23 protein-coding genes are annotated in these 16,312 nt (G+C 42.5%); 6 read left to right on the top strand and 17 right to left on the bottom strand.

The features are described from left to right. Positions 1–37: 37 nt before the first annotated feature. The 4 genes from QNI08_RS05905 to QNI08_RS05890 form a co-directional block, all read right to left on the bottom strand. A complete protein-coding gene (locus tag QNI08_RS05905) occupies positions 38–658 on the bottom strand; it encodes an RsfA family transcriptional regulator (protein WP_285766503.1) in 621 nt (206 codons plus the stop codon). A gap of 80 nt (positions 659–738) precedes the next feature. Beyond that, a complete protein-coding gene (locus tag QNI08_RS05900) occupies positions 739–1,497 on the bottom strand; it encodes an enoyl-CoA hydratase/isomerase family protein (protein ID WP_285766502.1) in 759 nt (252 codons plus the stop codon). A gap of 147 nt (positions 1,498–1,644) precedes the next feature. Next, complete coding sequence (gene rpmF / locus QNI08_RS05895) at positions 1,645–1,818, bottom strand: 50S ribosomal protein L32 (RefSeq protein WP_034313929.1); 174 nt, start codon at positions 1,816–1,818, stop codon at positions 1,645–1,647. 65 nt (positions 1,819–1,883) lie between these two features. Then, positions 1,884–2,405: a YceD family protein gene (locus QNI08_RS05890; protein ID WP_285766501.1), complete on the bottom strand. Its 522-nt coding sequence runs from the start codon at positions 2,403–2,405 to the stop codon at positions 1,884–1,886. 219 nt (positions 2,406–2,624) lie between these two features. Here QNI08_RS05890 and QNI08_RS05885 point away from each other — a divergent pair, with 219 nt between their 5' ends. Continuing rightward, positions 2,625–3,833 (top strand): nucleotidyltransferase, encoded by a 1,209-nt coding sequence (locus QNI08_RS05885; RefSeq protein WP_285766500.1) that lies wholly within the window; start codon positions 2,625–2,627, stop codon positions 3,831–3,833. Positions 3,834–3,914: 81 nt separating this feature from the next. On the opposite strand, the gene QNI08_RS05880 is transcribed toward QNI08_RS05885, so the two are convergent. Then, complete coding sequence (locus tag QNI08_RS05880) at positions 3,915–4,934, bottom strand: SepM family pheromone-processing serine protease (protein ID WP_285766499.1); 1,020 nt, start codon at positions 4,932–4,934, stop codon at positions 3,915–3,917. After that, positions 4,924–5,721, bottom strand: coding sequence for a patatin-like phospholipase family protein (locus QNI08_RS05875; RefSeq protein ID WP_285766498.1), 798 nt, complete (start codon positions 5,719–5,721; stop codon positions 4,924–4,926). The genes QNI08_RS05880 and QNI08_RS05875 overlap by 11 nt, the downstream gene beginning before the upstream one ends. 305 nt (positions 5,722–6,026) lie before the next feature. Between QNI08_RS05875 and ylbJ the strand changes: the two genes are divergently transcribed. Next, complete coding sequence (gene ylbJ / locus QNI08_RS05870; RefSeq protein ID WP_285766497.1) at positions 6,027–7,244, top strand: sporulation integral membrane protein YlbJ; 1,218 nt, start codon at positions 6,027–6,029, stop codon at positions 7,242–7,244. A gap of 43 nt (positions 7,245–7,287) precedes the next feature. Here ylbJ and coaD read toward each other — a convergent pair whose 3' ends face one another. Together coaD and rsmD are read right to left on the bottom strand one after the other, a co-directional pair. Beyond that, positions 7,288–7,773, bottom strand: coding sequence for a pantetheine-phosphate adenylyltransferase (gene coaD / locus QNI08_RS05865; RefSeq protein WP_285766496.1), 486 nt, complete (start codon positions 7,771–7,773; stop codon positions 7,288–7,290). Continuing rightward, complete coding sequence (gene rsmD / locus QNI08_RS05860; protein ID WP_285766741.1) at positions 7,774–8,349, bottom strand: 16S rRNA (guanine(966)-N(2))-methyltransferase RsmD; 576 nt, start codon at positions 8,347–8,349, stop codon at positions 7,774–7,776. A 456-nt stretch (positions 8,350–8,805) separates the two neighbouring features. Here rsmD and QNI08_RS05855 point away from each other — a divergent pair, with 456 nt between their 5' ends. Continuing rightward, positions 8,806–9,195, top strand: a complete 390-nt coding sequence (locus tag QNI08_RS05855) for a DUF7147 family protein (RefSeq protein WP_285766495.1) — start codon at positions 8,806–8,808, stop codon at positions 9,193–9,195. 31 nt (positions 9,196–9,226) lie between these two features. On the opposite strand, the gene QNI08_RS05850 is transcribed toward QNI08_RS05855, so the two are convergent. Continuing rightward, a complete protein-coding gene (locus tag QNI08_RS05850; protein WP_048684554.1) occupies positions 9,227–9,502 on the bottom strand; it encodes a YlbG family protein in 276 nt (91 codons plus the stop codon). A 138-nt stretch (positions 9,503–9,640) separates the two neighbouring features. Here QNI08_RS05850 and QNI08_RS05845 point away from each other — a divergent pair, with 138 nt between their 5' ends. After that, complete coding sequence (locus QNI08_RS05845) at positions 9,641–9,958, top strand: hypothetical protein (RefSeq protein ID WP_285766494.1); 318 nt, start codon at positions 9,641–9,643, stop codon at positions 9,956–9,958. Positions 9,959–10,049: 91 nt separating this feature from the next. Here the strand turns inward: QNI08_RS05845 and QNI08_RS05840 are convergent, their stop codons facing one another. The 4 genes from QNI08_RS05840 to QNI08_RS05825 are packed head-to-tail and all read right to left on the bottom strand — an operon-like array spanning position 10,050 to position 11,729. After that, the gene (locus QNI08_RS05840; RefSeq protein WP_285766740.1) at positions 10,050–10,499 is read right to left on the bottom strand and encodes a YlbF/YmcA family competence regulator; all 450 of its coding nucleotides are present in this window, start codon (positions 10,497–10,499) and stop codon (positions 10,050–10,052) included. Positions 10,500–10,559: 60 nt separating this feature from the next. Further along, positions 10,560–10,985 carry a hypothetical protein gene (locus QNI08_RS05835; protein WP_285766493.1) on the bottom strand — a complete coding sequence of 142 codons (426 nt, stop codon included), beginning with the start codon at positions 10,983–10,985 and terminating at the stop codon, positions 10,560–10,562. A gap of 60 nt (positions 10,986–11,045) precedes the next feature. After that, positions 11,046–11,288 carry a YlbE-like family protein gene (locus QNI08_RS05830; RefSeq protein WP_285766492.1) on the bottom strand — a complete coding sequence of 81 codons (243 nt, stop codon included), beginning with the start codon at positions 11,286–11,288 and terminating at the stop codon, positions 11,046–11,048. Positions 11,289–11,300: 12 nt separating this feature from the next. Next, a complete protein-coding gene (locus tag QNI08_RS05825) occupies positions 11,301–11,729 on the bottom strand; it encodes a YlbD family protein (protein WP_285766491.1) in 429 nt (142 codons plus the stop codon). A 130-nt stretch (positions 11,730–11,859) separates the two neighbouring features. Between QNI08_RS05825 and QNI08_RS05820 the strand changes: the two genes are divergently transcribed. Then, positions 11,860–12,369, top strand: coding sequence for a PaaI family thioesterase (locus tag QNI08_RS05820; RefSeq protein ID WP_285766490.1), 510 nt, complete (start codon positions 11,860–11,862; stop codon positions 12,367–12,369). A 29-nt stretch (positions 12,370–12,398) separates the two neighbouring features. Here the strand turns inward: QNI08_RS05820 and QNI08_RS05815 are convergent, their stop codons facing one another. Then, positions 12,399–13,433 (bottom strand): CAP domain-containing protein, encoded by a 1,035-nt coding sequence (locus QNI08_RS05815; RefSeq protein WP_285766489.1) that lies wholly within the window; start codon positions 13,431–13,433, stop codon positions 12,399–12,401. A gap of 348 nt (positions 13,434–13,781) precedes the next feature. Between QNI08_RS05815 and QNI08_RS05810 the strand changes: the two genes are divergently transcribed. After that, positions 13,782–14,144 carry a YugN family protein gene (locus tag QNI08_RS05810; RefSeq protein WP_285766488.1) on the top strand — a complete coding sequence of 121 codons (363 nt, stop codon included), beginning with the start codon at positions 13,782–13,784 and terminating at the stop codon, positions 14,142–14,144. A 101-nt stretch (positions 14,145–14,245) separates the two neighbouring features. On the opposite strand, the gene QNI08_RS05805 is transcribed toward QNI08_RS05810, so the two are convergent. The 3 genes from QNI08_RS05805 to ctaF all read right to left on the bottom strand — a co-directional run bounded on the left by QNI08_RS05805 (position 14,246) and on the right by ctaF (position 16,310). Then, positions 14,246–14,707, bottom strand: coding sequence for a DUF420 domain-containing protein (locus tag QNI08_RS05805; protein WP_061144079.1), 462 nt, complete (start codon positions 14,705–14,707; stop codon positions 14,246–14,248). A gap of 227 nt (positions 14,708–14,934) precedes the next feature. Then, positions 14,935–15,837, bottom strand: a complete 903-nt coding sequence (ctaG, locus tag QNI08_RS05800; RefSeq protein ID WP_285766487.1) for a cytochrome c oxidase assembly factor CtaG — start codon at positions 15,835–15,837, stop codon at positions 14,935–14,937. A 137-nt stretch (positions 15,838–15,974) separates the two neighbouring features. Then, positions 15,975–16,310, bottom strand: coding sequence for a cytochrome c oxidase subunit IVB (ctaF, locus tag QNI08_RS05795; RefSeq protein ID WP_285766486.1), 336 nt, complete (start codon positions 16,308–16,310; stop codon positions 15,975–15,977). Between the last annotated feature and the right edge of the window lie 2 nt (positions 16,311–16,312).

The following is a 16,312-nucleotide window of genomic DNA, read 5'->3' as shown; positions in this document are numbered from 1 at the left end:
ATAACGAAATGCGGGCGGATTATTCCACCCGCCTTTTTTATTTGTTGACCCTTTCCAAATTCCCGTTCTTATCCATCTGGAATCTCACTTTCGGGTTCGTTTTTTCGTCCTCTTGTACACTAAGCTTCCTGGCACGCTCCATGATTTGCATAAGCGCACGATAATCTTCTTCCACAGCTCTCAGGTTTTCTCTCAATAGCGTATTCTCTTCCTGCAAACGGCAATTTTCCTGTTCAAGATATTGGGATTGATTGGAGATTTTCTCCTTCTCCTCATTATCGATCTGGAAGAATTCATCCATTTTAGTTAAATACATTATTACCTTCTGAAGCGTAATAGAATCTTGTACTTCCTCTCGGGACTCCTCTTGTTCAACCCTGCTATTTTCCGCTGCTGCAACAGGAACCTGCTCTGCTTCCGGCTCAGGGACAGCCTGTTCCTTCCTTTGTTTCTTCGCCAACTCGATTCCGGATTTATATTGCTTCCTTACACAAGAATTCCAACGAAACCCACAAGCTGCCGAAGTTCTTGATAATTGCTTCCCAACTTCCTCAAACGCCTTCAATTGTGTACTGCCTTCTCGTATATGCCTTAATACCACTTCAGCCAGCAGCAAATCCTCATCATGGGTCCATGCATCTTGTCTTGCAATCGACATCTCTCTACCTCCTAAGCAAGTTTTAATTCATAATATGCACCTGCTAGGAAAGATAGAAGAAATATAGAGGCAGTAATTTTTTATTTTTTCTTGCTTAAGAAACGGCTGACCGCAGCATGATGTGCATCACTTGCCCAAAGTTTGGCACACTCACGGATCTCAGCCTCCATTCTTCCTTTAAGACCGCTTTCCAGCCATTTATTGACCAACAATTTCTTATAAGCCGCCAATACCCCTGTTTCACGGCGGAGTAAATTCTCTGCAAAATCTGCCCAATCCTCTTCCCCGACTATCTCATCTATGAAACCGAATCGTTGGGCTTCCTCCGCATTATGTATGTTTGCATCCATCAATAGCTTCAGCGCCTTTTGCCCTGGTATTTTTTCAACTAAAAGCGAACCGCCGCCCCAGCCCGTAGTGATTCCTAGCGTCCCTTGTACAAAGCCTAGCTTGACACCGCTTTTCGCTAACCGGAAATCACAGGCAGTCGCTATTTCGCATCCCCCGCCAATAGCGCTGCCATTAATGAAGGCAAGTGTCGGTTTTGGAAAAACTGCTAGTGTATGCAGAATCCGGCCCATTCTAGATAACATAGTAAAGGCCGCTTCTTCCGTATATAAATCTTGAAACTCACTCAAATCCCCACCTGAGCAGAAGGCTTGGTTACCCGCTCCTGTCAGTACTAGCATTTTAACCTCGTCATCATCGGCCGCTTCCGCCAATACGGTTTCCAGTTCGTCCATCAGTCGATAATTAACGGCATTCCTTTTCTCCGGTCTATTAAATATGACCTTCATAAAGCCGCGCCTATCCTTTTCGACCTCAATCGTCCGATTCACATAAACACCTCCTTAAGCTGCATCGTCCCGACAATACAGTTCCGAATATTCCGCCAAATGTGCTTATAAAAAAAGCCCAGAGAAAATCTCTGCGCTTTGATTAGCGTGTTGCATCAAGAAAGCAAAGCTTTCAAGAAGAAAAAGAAATTATTTTGCGACAACTTCTTTTCCTTTGTATGTTCCACATTCTTTACAAACGTGATGTGAAAGAGTCATTCCACCACAGCTTGGGCATTCTACCATACCAGGTACTTGAAGCTTGAAGTGTGTACGACGTTTTCTTTTTACAGTTTTCGACGTTCTTCTAAAAGGTACAGCCATTATTCCCACCTCCTTAAAAAATATAAAAAAGCTGGAAAAATCGGATTAACGATTTTTCGTTCCAATCAAGATTCTTTATTGTTGTCAAAAAAGTCGGCAAGCTTTGCAAATCTCGGATCAACCTTATGCGCATTATCCTCTTCTGAAATAACGGCCCAGTCTTTTCCGGATTGAGGAGCAGCTTCATTTGAATCGACATCCTCACAAAAAACCTGCATCGGAATTTCTAGCAATAAATTTTCTTTAATTACCGGTATTAGGTCTACAACGTCACCTTCCACAACAGTGACATCATCTCCGAAGAAATCAGCGCCATCTGCATTCAAAAGGAAGGTTTCCTTTGTATCAATATCAATCGGATATTTTACGTCTACCAGTGTACGGGAGCAAGGTAATGTCAATTCACCTGTAAGATGCAAGTGAAAAGTAATCTCGGTCGAGCTGATATCAGCCCTTCCTGCTACTCTGATCGGAGAAACATCGCGAATTTGCGGGTCTCTTTCTCTAATGTCTAAGACATCCACCAGTTCATCAAACCGTAAATCTTTGTCCCGAATTTTTTGAAGTTGACTAATCGTCCATTTCAAATGAAATCACCTCAAGGCAACAAAAATAATTATAGCTTTCAATTATAAGTTTGTCAATATTTTTTCTTTACACTATAATGTAGTCATCCTAACTGATTATCCAAAATTCCGGATTCCTTTTTGAACGAAAAATCACGATGAAACATCATAGAATCTTACTTGAAATACTATTTTAGCACTAAGTTGAAAAAATACAAAGTTTTTCTCTGAGGTGAATCAATGAAAGCTTGCGGATTAGTAGTCGAATATAACCCTTTTCATAATGGACATGTTTTACATGCAAGAAAAAGCAGGGAAGAGACGGGGGCGGATATCGTGGTTGCCGTCATGAGCGGGCCCTTTTTACAACGAGGCGAGCCTGCCTTGGTCAGCAAATGGGCCCGTGCCGCCATGGCCCTGCAAGGCGGCATCGATCTTGTCATCGAACTCCCTTACGCTTTCGCAACGCAGAAGGCGGAGATTTTTGCTAGAGGTTCCATAGCCCTTCTCGAGTATATTGGCTGCGGCTCTTTTTGTTTCGGGAGTGAGGATGGCAGGATTGATCCATTCATCACCGCGCATAAAATCATTTCGGATCGATCGGCACCATTCAATGATGCGGTCAAGCTGGCCATGGAAGCCGGAAATAGCTATCCGGCAAGTGCTGCCATGGCTTATCAAGCAATTATCAAGGAGGAGGGGGCCCTGGATTTAACGAAGCCCAATAACATCCTTGGTAAGGAATATGTAAGTGCTGCCTTCACTAACGGTTTTTCGATCCGTCCCTATACGATTCAAAGGGTTGCTGCCGGGTTCCATGATACTGATTTATCGAATGATTCCATTGCCAGCGCGACAGGGATTCGTAAAGCGATCCACGAAAACCAGGGCAAAGGCTTGGATTCCGTTTCAAGCTATGTTCCCCACCCGACAAGAAGCGGGCTGGAGCAATACCTAACCAGCTACCGTTCATTGCACGATTGGGAGATGTATTGGCCGCTATTGAAGTACCGGATCCTTTCTACTTCTTTAGCCGAATTGGCAACGGTTTATGAAATCGAGGAAGGGATAGAACATCGAATCAAGCAGATGGCTAAAACCGCTGTTACCTTTTCCCAGTTCATGACGGCGCTAAAAACGAAACGCTATACATGGACACGGCTCCAACGGATGTGTGTCCATATATTAACACATACTTTAAAAGAACAAATGGCTGATACTCACCTCCCGACCTATTTCAGGCTCCTTGGCATGAATGGCAGGGGACGGGAGTATTTGCACACCGTCAAGAAGAACTTGCCGCTCCCACTCATATCGAAATTGTCTGCCCATCAAAAGGAGGACATTGAAATGGACGTACGGGCAGCACAGGTATATGCACTTGGATTATCCGGGCATTCTCAAGCCAGCCTGATGGAAAGGGAATATGCCGCACCCATCATCATTTAATGATGCAAAACGAATTCGAACATTCCCCATAAACCGGGATGTGAAAAAAAGCGCAAACAGATGACCTGCCTGCGCTTTTTTTCATTTTTCTTTTAACTTTTTCAAATAGACTATAGCATCATCAAAGGTATCGACAGGGACAATTTTCATCTCGGTACCGATATCCTTCGCTGCCATAAGTGCATCTTCATAATTCGATCCCGATGCTCCGTTTTCATTTGGTGCAAAGAAAATTTCCGCTCCGGACTTATCGGCAGCCACGATTTTTTGCTGGATCCCGCCAATCGGGCCGACTGACCCATCATCCGACATCGTTCCAGTACCGGCAATATCATAGCCTTTCGTAAGGTCTCCTTCCGTCAATTGATTGTATATTTCCAAGGAAAACATCAATCCTGCAGAAGGACCGCCTATTTGTTCCGAATCTATGGCGATTGCCGGCTTTGTTGTCACTTTCCGGTTGTCATCGAGTGAAATGCCTATGCCAACCCTGTTGGGATCATCTTTAAAACGCTGCAAGGTTAAAATGGCTTTTTTCTCCGTCTCTTCCCGCTTATACACCAACTCCACTTTTTCGCCGGCTTTCTTCCCGTTAATATAAGCCATGAATTCTTGTGCAGACTTGAATTTAAGATCATCGACCTGAATGATCTGGTCGCCCGCCTTCAGTTCCTTTGCAGCAGGCATCCCCTTAAGCACGTCCAAAACATATACACCTAAATATTCATAATCGACTTCTTTACCTGCTTTTTCATATGCGATCTGAATTGCATTATTTTTTGAACCATCCATTAAGTGCAATTGCCTAATGTTATATTCTTCATCCGTTTCGTCTGCGCTCCTGATCGAGGTTTCCGGATAAAGCTCCTGATATTTGCTCCATTTCGCCAGCAAATAGGAATAAATATTCGCCCTGCCCATCCTAACCGTAGTCAACATAAAGCTCCCTTTTGCTTCATCCCCGCCTGAAACCTCTATGATCGGCTCCAATTCTTTTGCCATTCCTGGTTTTGATACATAAAAAGGTAGGGAATAAAGTGCCGACGCTATGAGAAGTATAACAACCACCAGGAAAGTGCGCACATACATTTTACGGTTCATCTTCAAAGGACTCCTTCCAAGTAACAATGCTTTGTTTAATTTGATCAATCTTTCCTTTTGCCGCTTCTTCTCCAATACTAATTATTTCCTGTACGTTTGTAAATGATTTAGAACTGTATTTCTCGACCCTTGGGCGTATCATGATATCCGAAGCAAATTCCCTGCTTTTAACAAGCTCCATCTGCAGGATGTCGAGGCTTTGCATGATAACATCGTAAATCGAGTTTATCTCCATATCCTGTTTCACATGGGCGACGTCCACGCCGATTATGATGTCGGCACCCATCTCCTTCACGACAGAAACGGGAACCCTGTCAACGACCCCGCCATCCACAAGAAGCCTTGTTCCAATCCTCTCGGGGATGAATATCCCGGGAATCGAAATGCTTGCCCTGACTGCAGGAGCGATGGGGCCTTCCTGAAAAATGACCTTATCTCCCGTTTTTATATCAGTGGCGACAACAGCTATAGGAATATCGAGTTCTTCAAAATTCTTACCATATGTAAATACCCTGATCAATTCCTTGGTTCGTTTCCCTGAAATGAACCCCATTTTGGGTATGGTAAAATCCAGATAGTATTTTCGTTTGAAAGCACGAGAAAGCTTATACAGCCGTTCAATGTCCGAACCAGCCCCATAAAAGGCCGCTACCATCGCTCCCATGCTGCTCCCGGCAATCATGTCGATTGGAATTCCTTCCTGCTTCAATACCTTTATCACTCCAATATGTGCAAATCCCCTCGCTCCTCCCGATCCAAGAGCGAGCCCGATCTTTGGTTCCGACAAAGATATCCCCCCTGTTGAAAAAGATTAAAAATACAACTCATTCAAAGTTATGGTCTTAAACGGATTTATAGAAGCATATTATTTATATTGACAGTGAAACAAGCTTGGCGAAGAAATATTTGTCCCTTGTGGTTTAATGAAGTAATTGACTCTGCATTGCACTGCACGAAGTTGCCTGATTGGACGTGAGCAGTGCAGATCACATTGCATCCTGCCCCTTTCTTTTCGAGAAAATGAAAGGTCATATTTTATTATATACGTAACGGACTGCCCTTATTTAGTAACCTTCAAAAGGAGGCTGAATTTTGCTTAAATCAAAATCGAAAACAATACTGTTGGCCACCTTCTTCACGATGCTGGCAGTCGGCTTGATCATTTTCCCCCAAGAATCCTTTGAAGCCTCCACAGGCGGGCTGAATATGTGGTGGAAAATTGTTTTCCCTTCCCTTCTTCCATTTTTGATCTTATCGGAGCTATTGATCAGTTTCGGGGTAGTGAAGTTCATCGGGGTCATGCTCGAACCCCTCATGCGCCCCTTGTTCCGTGTACCCGGTGTGGGGGGATTCGTTTGGGCAATGGGACTCGCATCAGGCTTCCCGGCAGGTGCAAAATTCACGGTAAGGCTGCGCCAGGAGGAGCAATTGACCCGAATTGAAGCGGAAAGACTCGTTTGTTTCACCAATTCATCCAATCCGTTGTTTCTGTTCGTTGCCGTAGCCGTAGGCTTTTTCCATAATCCTCATTTAGGGATCATCCTTGCTCTCTCCCACTATATCGGGAATTTTTTAGTAGGAATCATCATGCGTTTTTACCGGCGAAAAGAAGAACAATCCCATGCAAAATCCATGACCAAGCTCCCTTCCCTCAGACAAGCCTTTAGCGAGATGCACAGAACGCGAATAAAGGAAACAAGACCCTTTGGGAGTTTGCTAGGGGACGCCGTTTTATCTTCCATTCAAACGCTATTGATGATCGGGGGATTCATCATTCTCTTTTCGGTGGTTAACAAGCTTTTATTTCACATGAATATAACCGGACTGCTTGCATCCTGGGTCGGGGGTATCTTATACACCTTTAATTTCCCGGACTCCTTAAGCCTCCCGTTCATTTCAGGCATGTTTGAAATGACCCTTGGTTCAAAGTTGACCAGTGCCGTAGAAGATGCGAGTCTTTTCCAGCAGACAGTGATGACAAGCTTCATCCTGGCATTCAACGGTTTCAGCATTCAGGCACAGGTTGCCAGTATAATAGCGTCCACCGATATCCGTTTCTTGCCATTTTTCCTTGCCAGAGTAGCGCATGGTTTTATGGCATCCATGATCACTGTATTGCTTTGGGGACCATTCTATAGAAGCACGAAGGAGGGCGGCAGCCCGGTTCATGCCTTTCCAGTAAGCGGGACAGGCGAACAGGCAAACTCACTTTACCAATATATGGTGGATCTAGGTCCACTCCTCACCCTTATGTTTCTCGTCCTTTACATTATCATATTCACAAAAAGGCTATTCAAAGGCTTATCATAAACAAAAAAAAGCATTGCGCAGCAGCAATGCTCTTTTTTCATTCTTACTGTTGTGCATTCTTTTTGGCCAAGGCTTCCTGGACGACAGGCGGAACTAGTTCGGAGATATCTCCACCATATTTCGCGACCTCTTTTACGATACTTGAACTCAAGAAAGAATATTGATTTTTCGTCATGATAAAGAATGACTCAATTTTACTGTTTAGGAAGCGATTCATCGAAGTTCCCTGCATTTCGTATTCAAAGTCGGAGGTCGCCCTTAATCCCCTGATGATGGCGTTGGCGGATACACTTTCAGCATAGTCGACGGTCAATCCTTGATAAAAATCCACTTTAACATTCGGCATATGTTTCGTTGCTTCCGTAATCAATTCCAGCCTCTCTTCCACGGAAAAAAGTGAATTCTTCGCTGAATTATTCACAATGACGACATATACCTCATCGAAAACATTCGCTCCCCTTTGAATGATATCAAGATGACCAAATGTTATCGGATCAAAACTTCCTGGACAAATCGCTATTTTGGACATTCATAGTTCCCCCTGTTCGTGTACGTTTCCCCATTGATAAATCGTAACCGCGATGACCCCATAAACCTCTTTCCGCTTAACGGTAAAGCCAGCAACACAATCAGGCAACGTAACATCATGGCCATGCTCACAAACAATATATCCCCTATCGCTCAATAATCGGTATTTATGTATTTCTTCCAAAATTTCCACAAGCTTTTGTTTCTTATACGGAGGATCAAGAAAAATCAACTCAAACGCCATTTCCCTCTTGGCCAAGGCTTTCAAAGCACGTTCTGAATCATTTTTGTATACTTCTGCACGATCAGTAAACCTACATAGCTCCAAATTGGCCTTAACCGTTTGATTTGCTTTAAAGTCGCGATCAACAAATATGGCTTTATCCATGCCCCTGCTTAACGCTTCAATTCCAAGGCCGCCGCTGCCTGCAAACAAGTCGAGGACCAATCCTCCTTCGAAATAAGGTCCAATCATATTAAAAATGGATTCCTTCACTTTATCCGTAGTAGGCCGGGTTCCCATACCCGGTACAGCCTTAAGTGGTCTCCCTTTACATATTCCGGAAACGACCCTCATCATTCTCACCACATTTTATGACAAATTTCTGTTACTTTCCTATCCTAACATATTCGAAAAAGCAAACCAATATTTATTCCGATTCCTTTATGGCGTGATAGGTCCACGCTTACGGTTTAACTTTTGGCGACAAGATACATTCATTCTTTAGAAATCTTTTTCAATTTGAATAAGATAACAAATTTTGGCCATAATAAGATTAACAACATTCCTTTTTAGGTGTTGTTGCCAACCGCGGAGAAGGCTTACGTTTCCCCATAAGTTCTTCCTCCGGTTTCTCCTCTCCCTTTGCCTTCTGGTCCATAGTTAGACATAGAAGGACCCTGCAAATTTTTTGCAGGGCTTTTTTTAATTTTATCCCATGCCAAGATTCAGCCATAAATGAAGTTGCCCCCTTCTCTTTTAAGGGGGAAAATGATAAAGTAATGAATAATAAGCTAGTTAGGAGAGGTTTAATTGATTCAACGTTTTATTGAACTTGGACATGGACATTCTGATATCTATGAACTGCTTGAGGTAGGACGCAACCAAAAACATCGTGTCATCAGGCTTTTAGCGCTGAATACAACCATAAACGATAAAAAGGTGACCTCCCCGGTCATCGTCTTACAGCCTACAGACCCAGGAAAATTCCAACCGCTTTACATTTGCCGTGAAGGGATACCAAACCCGCATATTACCAAAAATAAACGTTATGAGCTTTTTGAAGGGCTGGCTGAAGAACTGGAAAAGCCCATCATTGAAATCGATGTTAAACCCTCGGTGCTTTTTGCAGAAACCGAGCTTTACTATCAACATTTAATCGGCATTTTGCGCATGAATAGGTACCTTCCACCTTTAGGCTAAAAAAAAACTGACTCCTGCTGAGTCAGTTTTTTCAAATCCCCATCTTATAATCGTATTCCTTCGCCTTATCCGGTTTGGAGTTTTCGAATTCCACCTTCAAGAAGGGTTTATACGAAAGGTCCACTTTTTTTACGAACGAATAATTGTTCAGTTTTTCCACTAATGGCTCCACTTCATCCATATTCGTATAAAGGACCACATATTTCAATTTTTTCGATACATAATGGATATTCCCGAATTTCCTAAGCATTTTTGCTTGTTTTAATGTATGTAAATAGACGATGATTCCTTGTCTCGCTCCAAGCATATCTCGATAACTCCCTTTTATAAAGGTTTTAACTAAGTGTAGCATAGCAGAATCTTCACTTTCAACCAAGAAAAAAGATTATAAACGAAATTCTCTCACAATTAAGAATATACATGCCGGAAGGGAGCTCACAAAACGATGGATTTAGATCCAATTTGGCATCAATTTATTACTCGCCTTCTGTCACATGATGAAATAACGGAGGCTTCGGTGAAGAAGTTCACAGGTATTCCCTTCCTTTATATCCATTATCATTCTGGCGATGAACGGTTGCTTATTTATCTCATAAAAAAAGCGGCAAGCCATTCAATGCGCGGCAAACAGCTCCATTGCGAAACCATTTTCGTTAGGCAGGAAGAGCATATCCATGTTTTTCGCCATCGTTTTTTTGTTCCTCAGAAAAAGATGTTTTGCTGCGGTAACCTATGTCCGGATTGTATCCTTTTTCGCAGTTGACCATGATCGGCGTTTTATAAGTTCCGCACACAAAAAGCCACCGGATACGAAGATCCGGCGGCTTTGTTGCGCTGCTGTCAAAGCGGGCAATTTAAGCGGAGCACCCACAGCTTCCGCCCGTGCCACAGCTTCCGGTAGAACACCCACCCGAAGATACAAAAAATGGATTGCCCGCAGGCGTTTTGACCTGCTCGGAAACCGCACGGCCGATCCTTCCGCTTATTTCATCAAGAACGGACTGCAGTTCTGTCTCCGCCCTCTTAAAATCGGCAACTGTATCGTGCATATCCATATCTCGTTTAGCTTCCCTCGTTTCCAAATTGATGCGCTTATAATCAGGGTGATACTTACCGAACCTTTGAACATCCTCAAAAAGATCCTTTAAAGAAGTAAACTTCGAGATTTTCCGCTGTGCCTCTTTGTCACTTTGTAATTTATATAAACTAAGGAGATATTCTTCCCCTATATCAGAATGAAGGATCATTTCAGCCAATCCATCAGCCTGTTGCAGAATGTCGATGATTTCCATAGTAGCAAGCATGAACAAGCTCACCTCCACCTTCATTTTACCATTACTCCCTTACAGATGCTAATGGTTTAATTAGAGCGAAGAAGTGATATGTACCTCAAACTCTTTTTGCAGTCCCGTTTTCTTTCCAGAACCATCCAATATCTCAAGCTTCATTTTATGCATGCCACTCGGGACATCCTTTACAATAAATGCTGCCGTTTTCATATCGACTTTTTTATCATTATCAATATATACGGACACCGTTGCCGCATTTTCACCATTCTCGTTTGAAAAACCATAGTTTTTCAAGTAGCACTCTACATAAACGGCATTGCCCTTTACAAACGTTTTCACCCGAAAATCCTCATCTGAATTTCGAATGCTTGATACAGTGGTGGCAGCTTTTAGGGTTGATACATCCTGTATAGCCACTTTTGCATTTTCAGGTTCGGGTATTTTCTTGCCGCAACCCGCCACTGCCATCAACACTGCCAGACCCAAAATTATTTTTTTCATCCCATCTTCCCCCTTTTGCCTTTATTGTTAGCCAAAAGGAGTAATTTACTCTTTTTTTCTTCATTCACTTGAAGTATTCATTGCTTGAAACATATGAAGCATCATCGAGGCAACCTGAACACTTTCCGAAAATTTGGAAACACGATGGGGGATCGACTTCTCGAAGTAATATTTGGCCTCGGTTTCAAATACATCCACTTCATGTGGATTACGCATCAATCTTTTGTACCAAGCGGGTTGAATTCGCAGGTAATTTCGCATATCTTCATTGGTTTGAATGAATTCATATATGTTCTGACGCATGCCAATCCCTCCTTAGTCTTTTGTGAATATAAAAGGGTTGGATCTTTGCTCCTTTTCTTTTGAAGGAGGGGGGGAATCACCTGATTTATTCCCCTGAAAAGCCGAGAGAACTCCTTGGATGGCTCCAATTGCCTGATTGGCATTCGTGATATATTGCTGAATCTGCCCCATATCCATATTTTTGACTGCACTCATGATCGAACCGAGCAGCTCCGTACTCTCTTCCTTTTCCATCGGCTGTGATGGGGATCCTGCATTCACTATCGGATCCTGCAATTTGCCTTCAGCCCGCCAGCGTGGATGTTCTTCACCGAGTAAATACCATTCCTCAAAAAGTTCCTGCCATGTCGCTTGCTTGCTTCTCACTTCGTTCACTAAATAAGGATGTTCCTTGACAAACTCCCGAAATCTATCCACGGAGGGGCGCTTTTTTTTTGCCATTACTCTCACCTCACACTTAGACATCGCCTATTTCACCATATGCAGCAGGTAAATAAAAAGTGCATCCCTTCATTTCCTGATGTAATTCATTTCTTTATAGTATAATAACAGGAATAAAGGAGGGATTTACATGACGGATTCAATTGATTTGATCAAAGAATTTCAAGAGCTTGCAGAGTCTGCGGACACAAAGGAATTATCCATATTAGCCGGATTAATCTCAGGATTGAAAGCAAGAAGGGTGCAAAATAAATATTCCTATATTTCCAGCCTGCTTGAATTAAATAAGAATGTAAGCAATGAGGGGACGAAACTTACGATGACCATGCCCAATACACCTCTTGTACATAATGAGTTGAACATCACCCATGGCGGGATGCTGGCCACGCTCATTGATACGGCCATGGGCACACTTGCCGGTTCGACCGTTCCGATAGGGTATGCGACCGTTACTACGGATATCCAGGTAAGATATGTTAAACCTTCGATTGGAGAAGTATTGACTTGTACATGCGAATTAATCCATATGGGAAGCAAAACGATCATCATCGAGGGGAAGGTTCACCGTGATGATGGGGAACTTTGCGCTGTTTCAACAGGGAATTTTTTCATCTTGGAAATGAAAGAAACGAGAAAATAATAAAACGGACCCAGAGCGGATCCGTTTTATTATTTTTTTATGAAATTCTGGGTGTAATACTTTTTATAAACGCCAACACCAAGACCGGTAAATTCTTCACTCAGCATCGTATCACGATGACCCTTACTATTGAGCCAGCCTTCCATCACCGCTGCTGCGTCTACATATTTAGCGGCAATATTCTCACCGGCTGCCTTATACGTAACATGACCAGCATCAAGGCGTTTTTCCAAATCGCCTTTCGCTTCCGAAACATGGGTTCCCTCAGTCGAGTCTGTCATCTCCCTGCTATGAAGATATGCAACCTCCGCTGCAGGAACATCCCATTCCAGGGGCTTCAAACCGAATCTGCTGCGCATGATATTCGTGATATCGAAAATTTGCTGTTCATTTCCATCCTCCACCTTCTCCAAGTCTTCTTGAGATAGCAGCTCGGCACTCGGCAGTTTACCATGATAGGTCAACTCGTAGGGCTGCTGCTTTAAAAGGGCGGAATCATTCAAGAATCGGATGCTCGATACGGTACCTGTGAATTTATCCAGATACAGCTGAACATGAATGTTCCCCAGTTTGATCAACGGCCTCATGTTCATATCTTCCTCAGACAATTCAAATCGATAGGAACTGTCATCGACTTCAATATCAACAGTTGGTTCCACATACAAGCTGGAATAGATCTCATCAAGGGTTTGCCCGATTTTAAAAGGAGCCACATTAACCTTCTCACCGATTACGTATACAGACACCACTTTCCCCGCTTCAACCGCTAATTGAAAATAATGGCTATAATCCTTTTTATAGACCCACCATTCATATCCGTAAGCCGACAGATCAATTCGGTCAGGCTCGCCGAATTTCTCTTCAATCTCGTTTGCATTTTTCCCGATTGTTACAGCAAGACCTTCAGTTGCTTCAGGCGCCCTCGCCTTTTCCGAGATAGTGGACTTTTCATTTATATGTTCATTGGGGTTGACACCTTTGTCACCATCAATAAGAGGGTTTCCTTCATCTTCATTGCCGATGTTAAGATAAATACCGATAACGAAAAAAATAATGATCAACACCAAAACCTTACCTAATCTGCGCAGAGGAACACACCCTCTCTCTATCTATTTTATGTATCCTATGCTAAAGCCATTCTTACCTAACTTGATTATATCACTGTTCAATCATTATTTTCTAATTTACGATAAGCTGACGCTTCATTAAATTTATCCACAAGCGGCACATTTGCGAATGATTGGATTACATCGGTTTGTTCATTGCAACTTCCAGCAATTCGTACTATTATAAAATATAGGATAAAATGGTATATTATAAACATACTTGGAGATTTTTTATATATTCTTTACATAATATTGTCCCGGTATGTCATTTTCATTCTCAAATACTGAACATGGGAGGTACTACTCGTGAAATTTGAAAGCTTTGGAATCGAAAATATCACAGCCGACCTAAACCGATTAGATGACCTGATGCCGCAATATGGTTTAATTCGTGCAGAACAATGGGATTACGAAAGAGTGAGCTACGATCGTAAATTCGAATTAAAAGAAGGCACCTTTTACCTGCGAATACTTGGCTATGCTACAGAAGGCGATGTCGGGGCCCACAGGGCGGTCATCAAACTAATGGTTCCGCTCCTGGGAAAGCACTATTATCCGCACGGAGTCGAATATGGCGAAGGTGAGGATTTCCCTCCATCCCTTGTCAAACAATGTGAAAAAATCCTTGCACAGGTGAAGGAAGAACTTACACAGTTCAACGGCCTGTAATAGCTTTCAAGAAAAGCTCAGTGCGAATTAGCTAATCCCGTCTACCTATATGTACTTAATACAAAAGCCTGATGCTTTTTGCACCAGGCTTTTTCGTCATTTTAAAATCCTAAAATCGCCTTTATCAAAGAGGTTGTCTCTCCGCCATGATATATGACATAAAGCAGGATGTAAACGGCCACACCCGTAATTCCTGTGAAAAACCAAATGATACTCGTCGTAGGTCCGATTTTTTTATGAATGGCAAAATTCCCTTTAAATCCAGTGGTAAGCATGATGATTCCCAATACAGCTCCAGTTGTGGCAAGCGTGATGTGAAAGATCAAAAAGATCGTGTAATAAATTTTTATGTCATCTGGCCCGCCAAATGACGTACTGCCGATAAACACCGTTCTGGAAAGGTAGATGGCGAAAAAGATCACCGCAAAAACGGCTGCTACCATCATCGTTTTTTTATGAGTCTCGATTTTACGTTGTTTAATTTGATACCACCCTATTGCAACAGTGATGGCACTTAATACAATGAAGGCTGTACTTATGGTTGGAAGGATTGGTAAAGACATAAGAATTGTATTCCTCTCTATATTTATTAATCACCTTTCATTTTATAAGAGGCAATCATAAAATTCAATAAAATCAAGCATTATTAACAGAATGCTCACTTTTACAGAAAAGCCGAGACAAATCACTGGCTATTTAGGCTCACCTTGTCCACCCACATTACCAGAACCGGTTCGGACGGAAACAGATAAAAAACTTGCCTCCCCCAGGCAAGTTTTACATGAATCAGCTATTTGACAGTCTGAAAATTTGCAGGGATCGGATCGATATCATTTTGCCCGCCATTCTCTTTTTTAAACCAAGCAAAGAAAATGACACCTAAAACATAGCCTAACACAATCTCTTGAATCACCTTCATTAAAACCCCGCCGAGCTGTTGATCCTCGAGCAAGGGCAAGCCATTGAACATTTCCGGACCGCTGAGCGTTAAGTTGGCCAATGCTGATGCAGGTACGCAAAGCTCCATCGCGCTCGCCCAGGATTCCGCGTTCGTAAACGTATCATACAGCGGTGCATTAGCAAAAATGATCAAGGCGCAAGCCGGCGTCATCAAAATTCCACTCCCGAAAATATATGCCACCTTTTTTACACCTGACAGGCTTTCGTGCTCTGCCAGCTGATTGACAAGCGGGAACCACATCAAAATGGCAGTCGTGAATAAAAGTACCGTGTACCCTGCATGTATCCACATTCCCGTCTTAATGAAGTCGAATACTAACGGAATATGATATAACGAGAACAGGACATTGAATAGTAAAAGCGCAAAAAGAGGTTTGGTCAAGAAGTGAAAGAAACCACGCACCCCCCTTGAATTGATGAAAGATCTCCACAGCCATGCTGGGATCGCAATGATGAATAAAGGGGGAATCACAAGATAAAGCAGAGCCATTTGAAACATATGGGCGCTGAACATGATATGGCTCAGTAAATCAAGCGGCGAGCCTTTCACGATATAAAGAAGGATCATAGCCAATAAAAAATACGTGATTTGCCGTCCGGAAAGCGATGTCCCGCCCGAAACCTGTCCCCTTTTTTTTGTCAGGATCCAAAAATAACCTGCCGTTATTAGTACGAGTGCACAAAAATAATAAGGACTCCATAAAGCACGAAATCCGAAAATATCAATAGACAAAAAACCACCTCGTTCCTCAACTTTTCCCTTGCTCCATTATACCTAAAATGAAACTTAGTAACAAATATAGATAAACTTGGATCATTGGTACAAAAAGAAAAACCGGCTATCCTTCAATAGCCGATTTCCTTTAAGGTTTATAACCAAACGATCGTCAAGAAAGTGAGCACGGTTATTAACCCCACTGCAAGTCCGGAGAACAAGAACAAGGCTATCGTACCATGGCCTTTATGCTTCATATGCATGAAGTAATACAATTGGAAAATCACCTGAATGACTGCCAGCAATAATATGACCGGTTTGATGAACCAATGTGAAAAATCCTCCATTGCTACTGCAACGAATGAAATGACTGTAAAGAAAATCATCATGACAAATGTAATCACTTGTTGCTTCATCTCTTCGGCATTTTTCTTGCGGCGATATTTTAAATCTACATTCGGGTTCGCTGAATTTGATTGTTCATTCGCCATCA

The organism is Peribacillus folii (assembly GCF_030271255.1).
In the GTDB taxonomy this organism is placed as follows: domain Bacteria; phylum Bacillota; class Bacilli; order Bacillales; family DSM-1321; genus Peribacillus.
This window is presented reverse-complemented; position numbering and strand designations above follow the sequence as displayed.

Bases quoted from the DNA above. Each gene is read 5' to 3' on its own strand.
- rpmF (WP_034313929.1), bottom strand. From the start codon at position 1,818: ATGGCTGTACCTTTTAGAAGAACGTCGAAAACTGTAAAAAGAAAACGT.
- QNI08_RS05845 (WP_285766494.1), top strand. From the start codon at position 9,641: ATGGATTTAGATCCAATTTGGCATCAATTTATTACTCGCCTTCTGTCA.
- rsmD (WP_285766741.1), bottom strand. From the start codon at position 8,349: ATGAGGGTCGTTTCCGGAATATGTAAAGGGAGACCACTTAAGGCTGTA.
- QNI08_RS05880 (WP_285766499.1), bottom strand. From the start codon at position 4,934: ATGAACCGTAAAATGTATGTGCGCACTTTCCTGGTGGTTGTTATACTT.
- QNI08_RS05830 (WP_285766492.1), bottom strand. From the start codon at position 11,288: ATGCGTCAGAACATATATGAATTCATTCAAACCAATGAAGATATGCGA.
- QNI08_RS05805 (WP_061144079.1), bottom strand. From the start codon at position 14,707: ATGTCTTTACCAATCCTTCCAACCATAAGTACAGCCTTCATTGTATTA.
- QNI08_RS05905 (WP_285766503.1), bottom strand. From the start codon at position 658: ATGTCGATTGCAAGACAAGATGCATGGACCCATGATGAGGATTTGCTG.
- QNI08_RS05825 (WP_285766491.1), bottom strand. From the start codon at position 11,729: ATGGCAAAAAAAAAGCGCCCCTCCGTGGATAGATTTCGGGAGTTTGTC.
- coaD (WP_285766496.1), bottom strand. From the start codon at position 7,773: ATGTCCAAAATAGCGATTTGTCCAGGAAGTTTTGATCCGATAACATTT.
- ctaF (WP_285766486.1), bottom strand. From the start codon at position 16,310: ATGGCGAATGAACAATCAAATTCAGCGAACCCGAATGTAGATTTAAAA.
- QNI08_RS05885 (WP_285766500.1), top strand. From the start codon at position 2,625: ATGAAAGCTTGCGGATTAGTAGTCGAATATAACCCTTTTCATAATGGA.
- QNI08_RS05840 (WP_285766740.1), bottom strand. From the start codon at position 10,499: ATGCTTGCTACTATGGAAATCATCGACATTCTGCAACAGGCTGATGGA.
- QNI08_RS05820 (WP_285766490.1), top strand. From the start codon at position 11,860: ATGACGGATTCAATTGATTTGATCAAAGAATTTCAAGAGCTTGCAGAG.
- QNI08_RS05835 (WP_285766493.1), bottom strand. From the start codon at position 10,985: ATGAAAAAAATAATTTTGGGTCTGGCAGTGTTGATGGCAGTGGCGGGT.
- QNI08_RS05850 (WP_048684554.1), bottom strand. From the start codon at position 9,502: ATGCTTGGAGCGAGACAAGGAATCATCGTCTATTTACATACATTAAAA.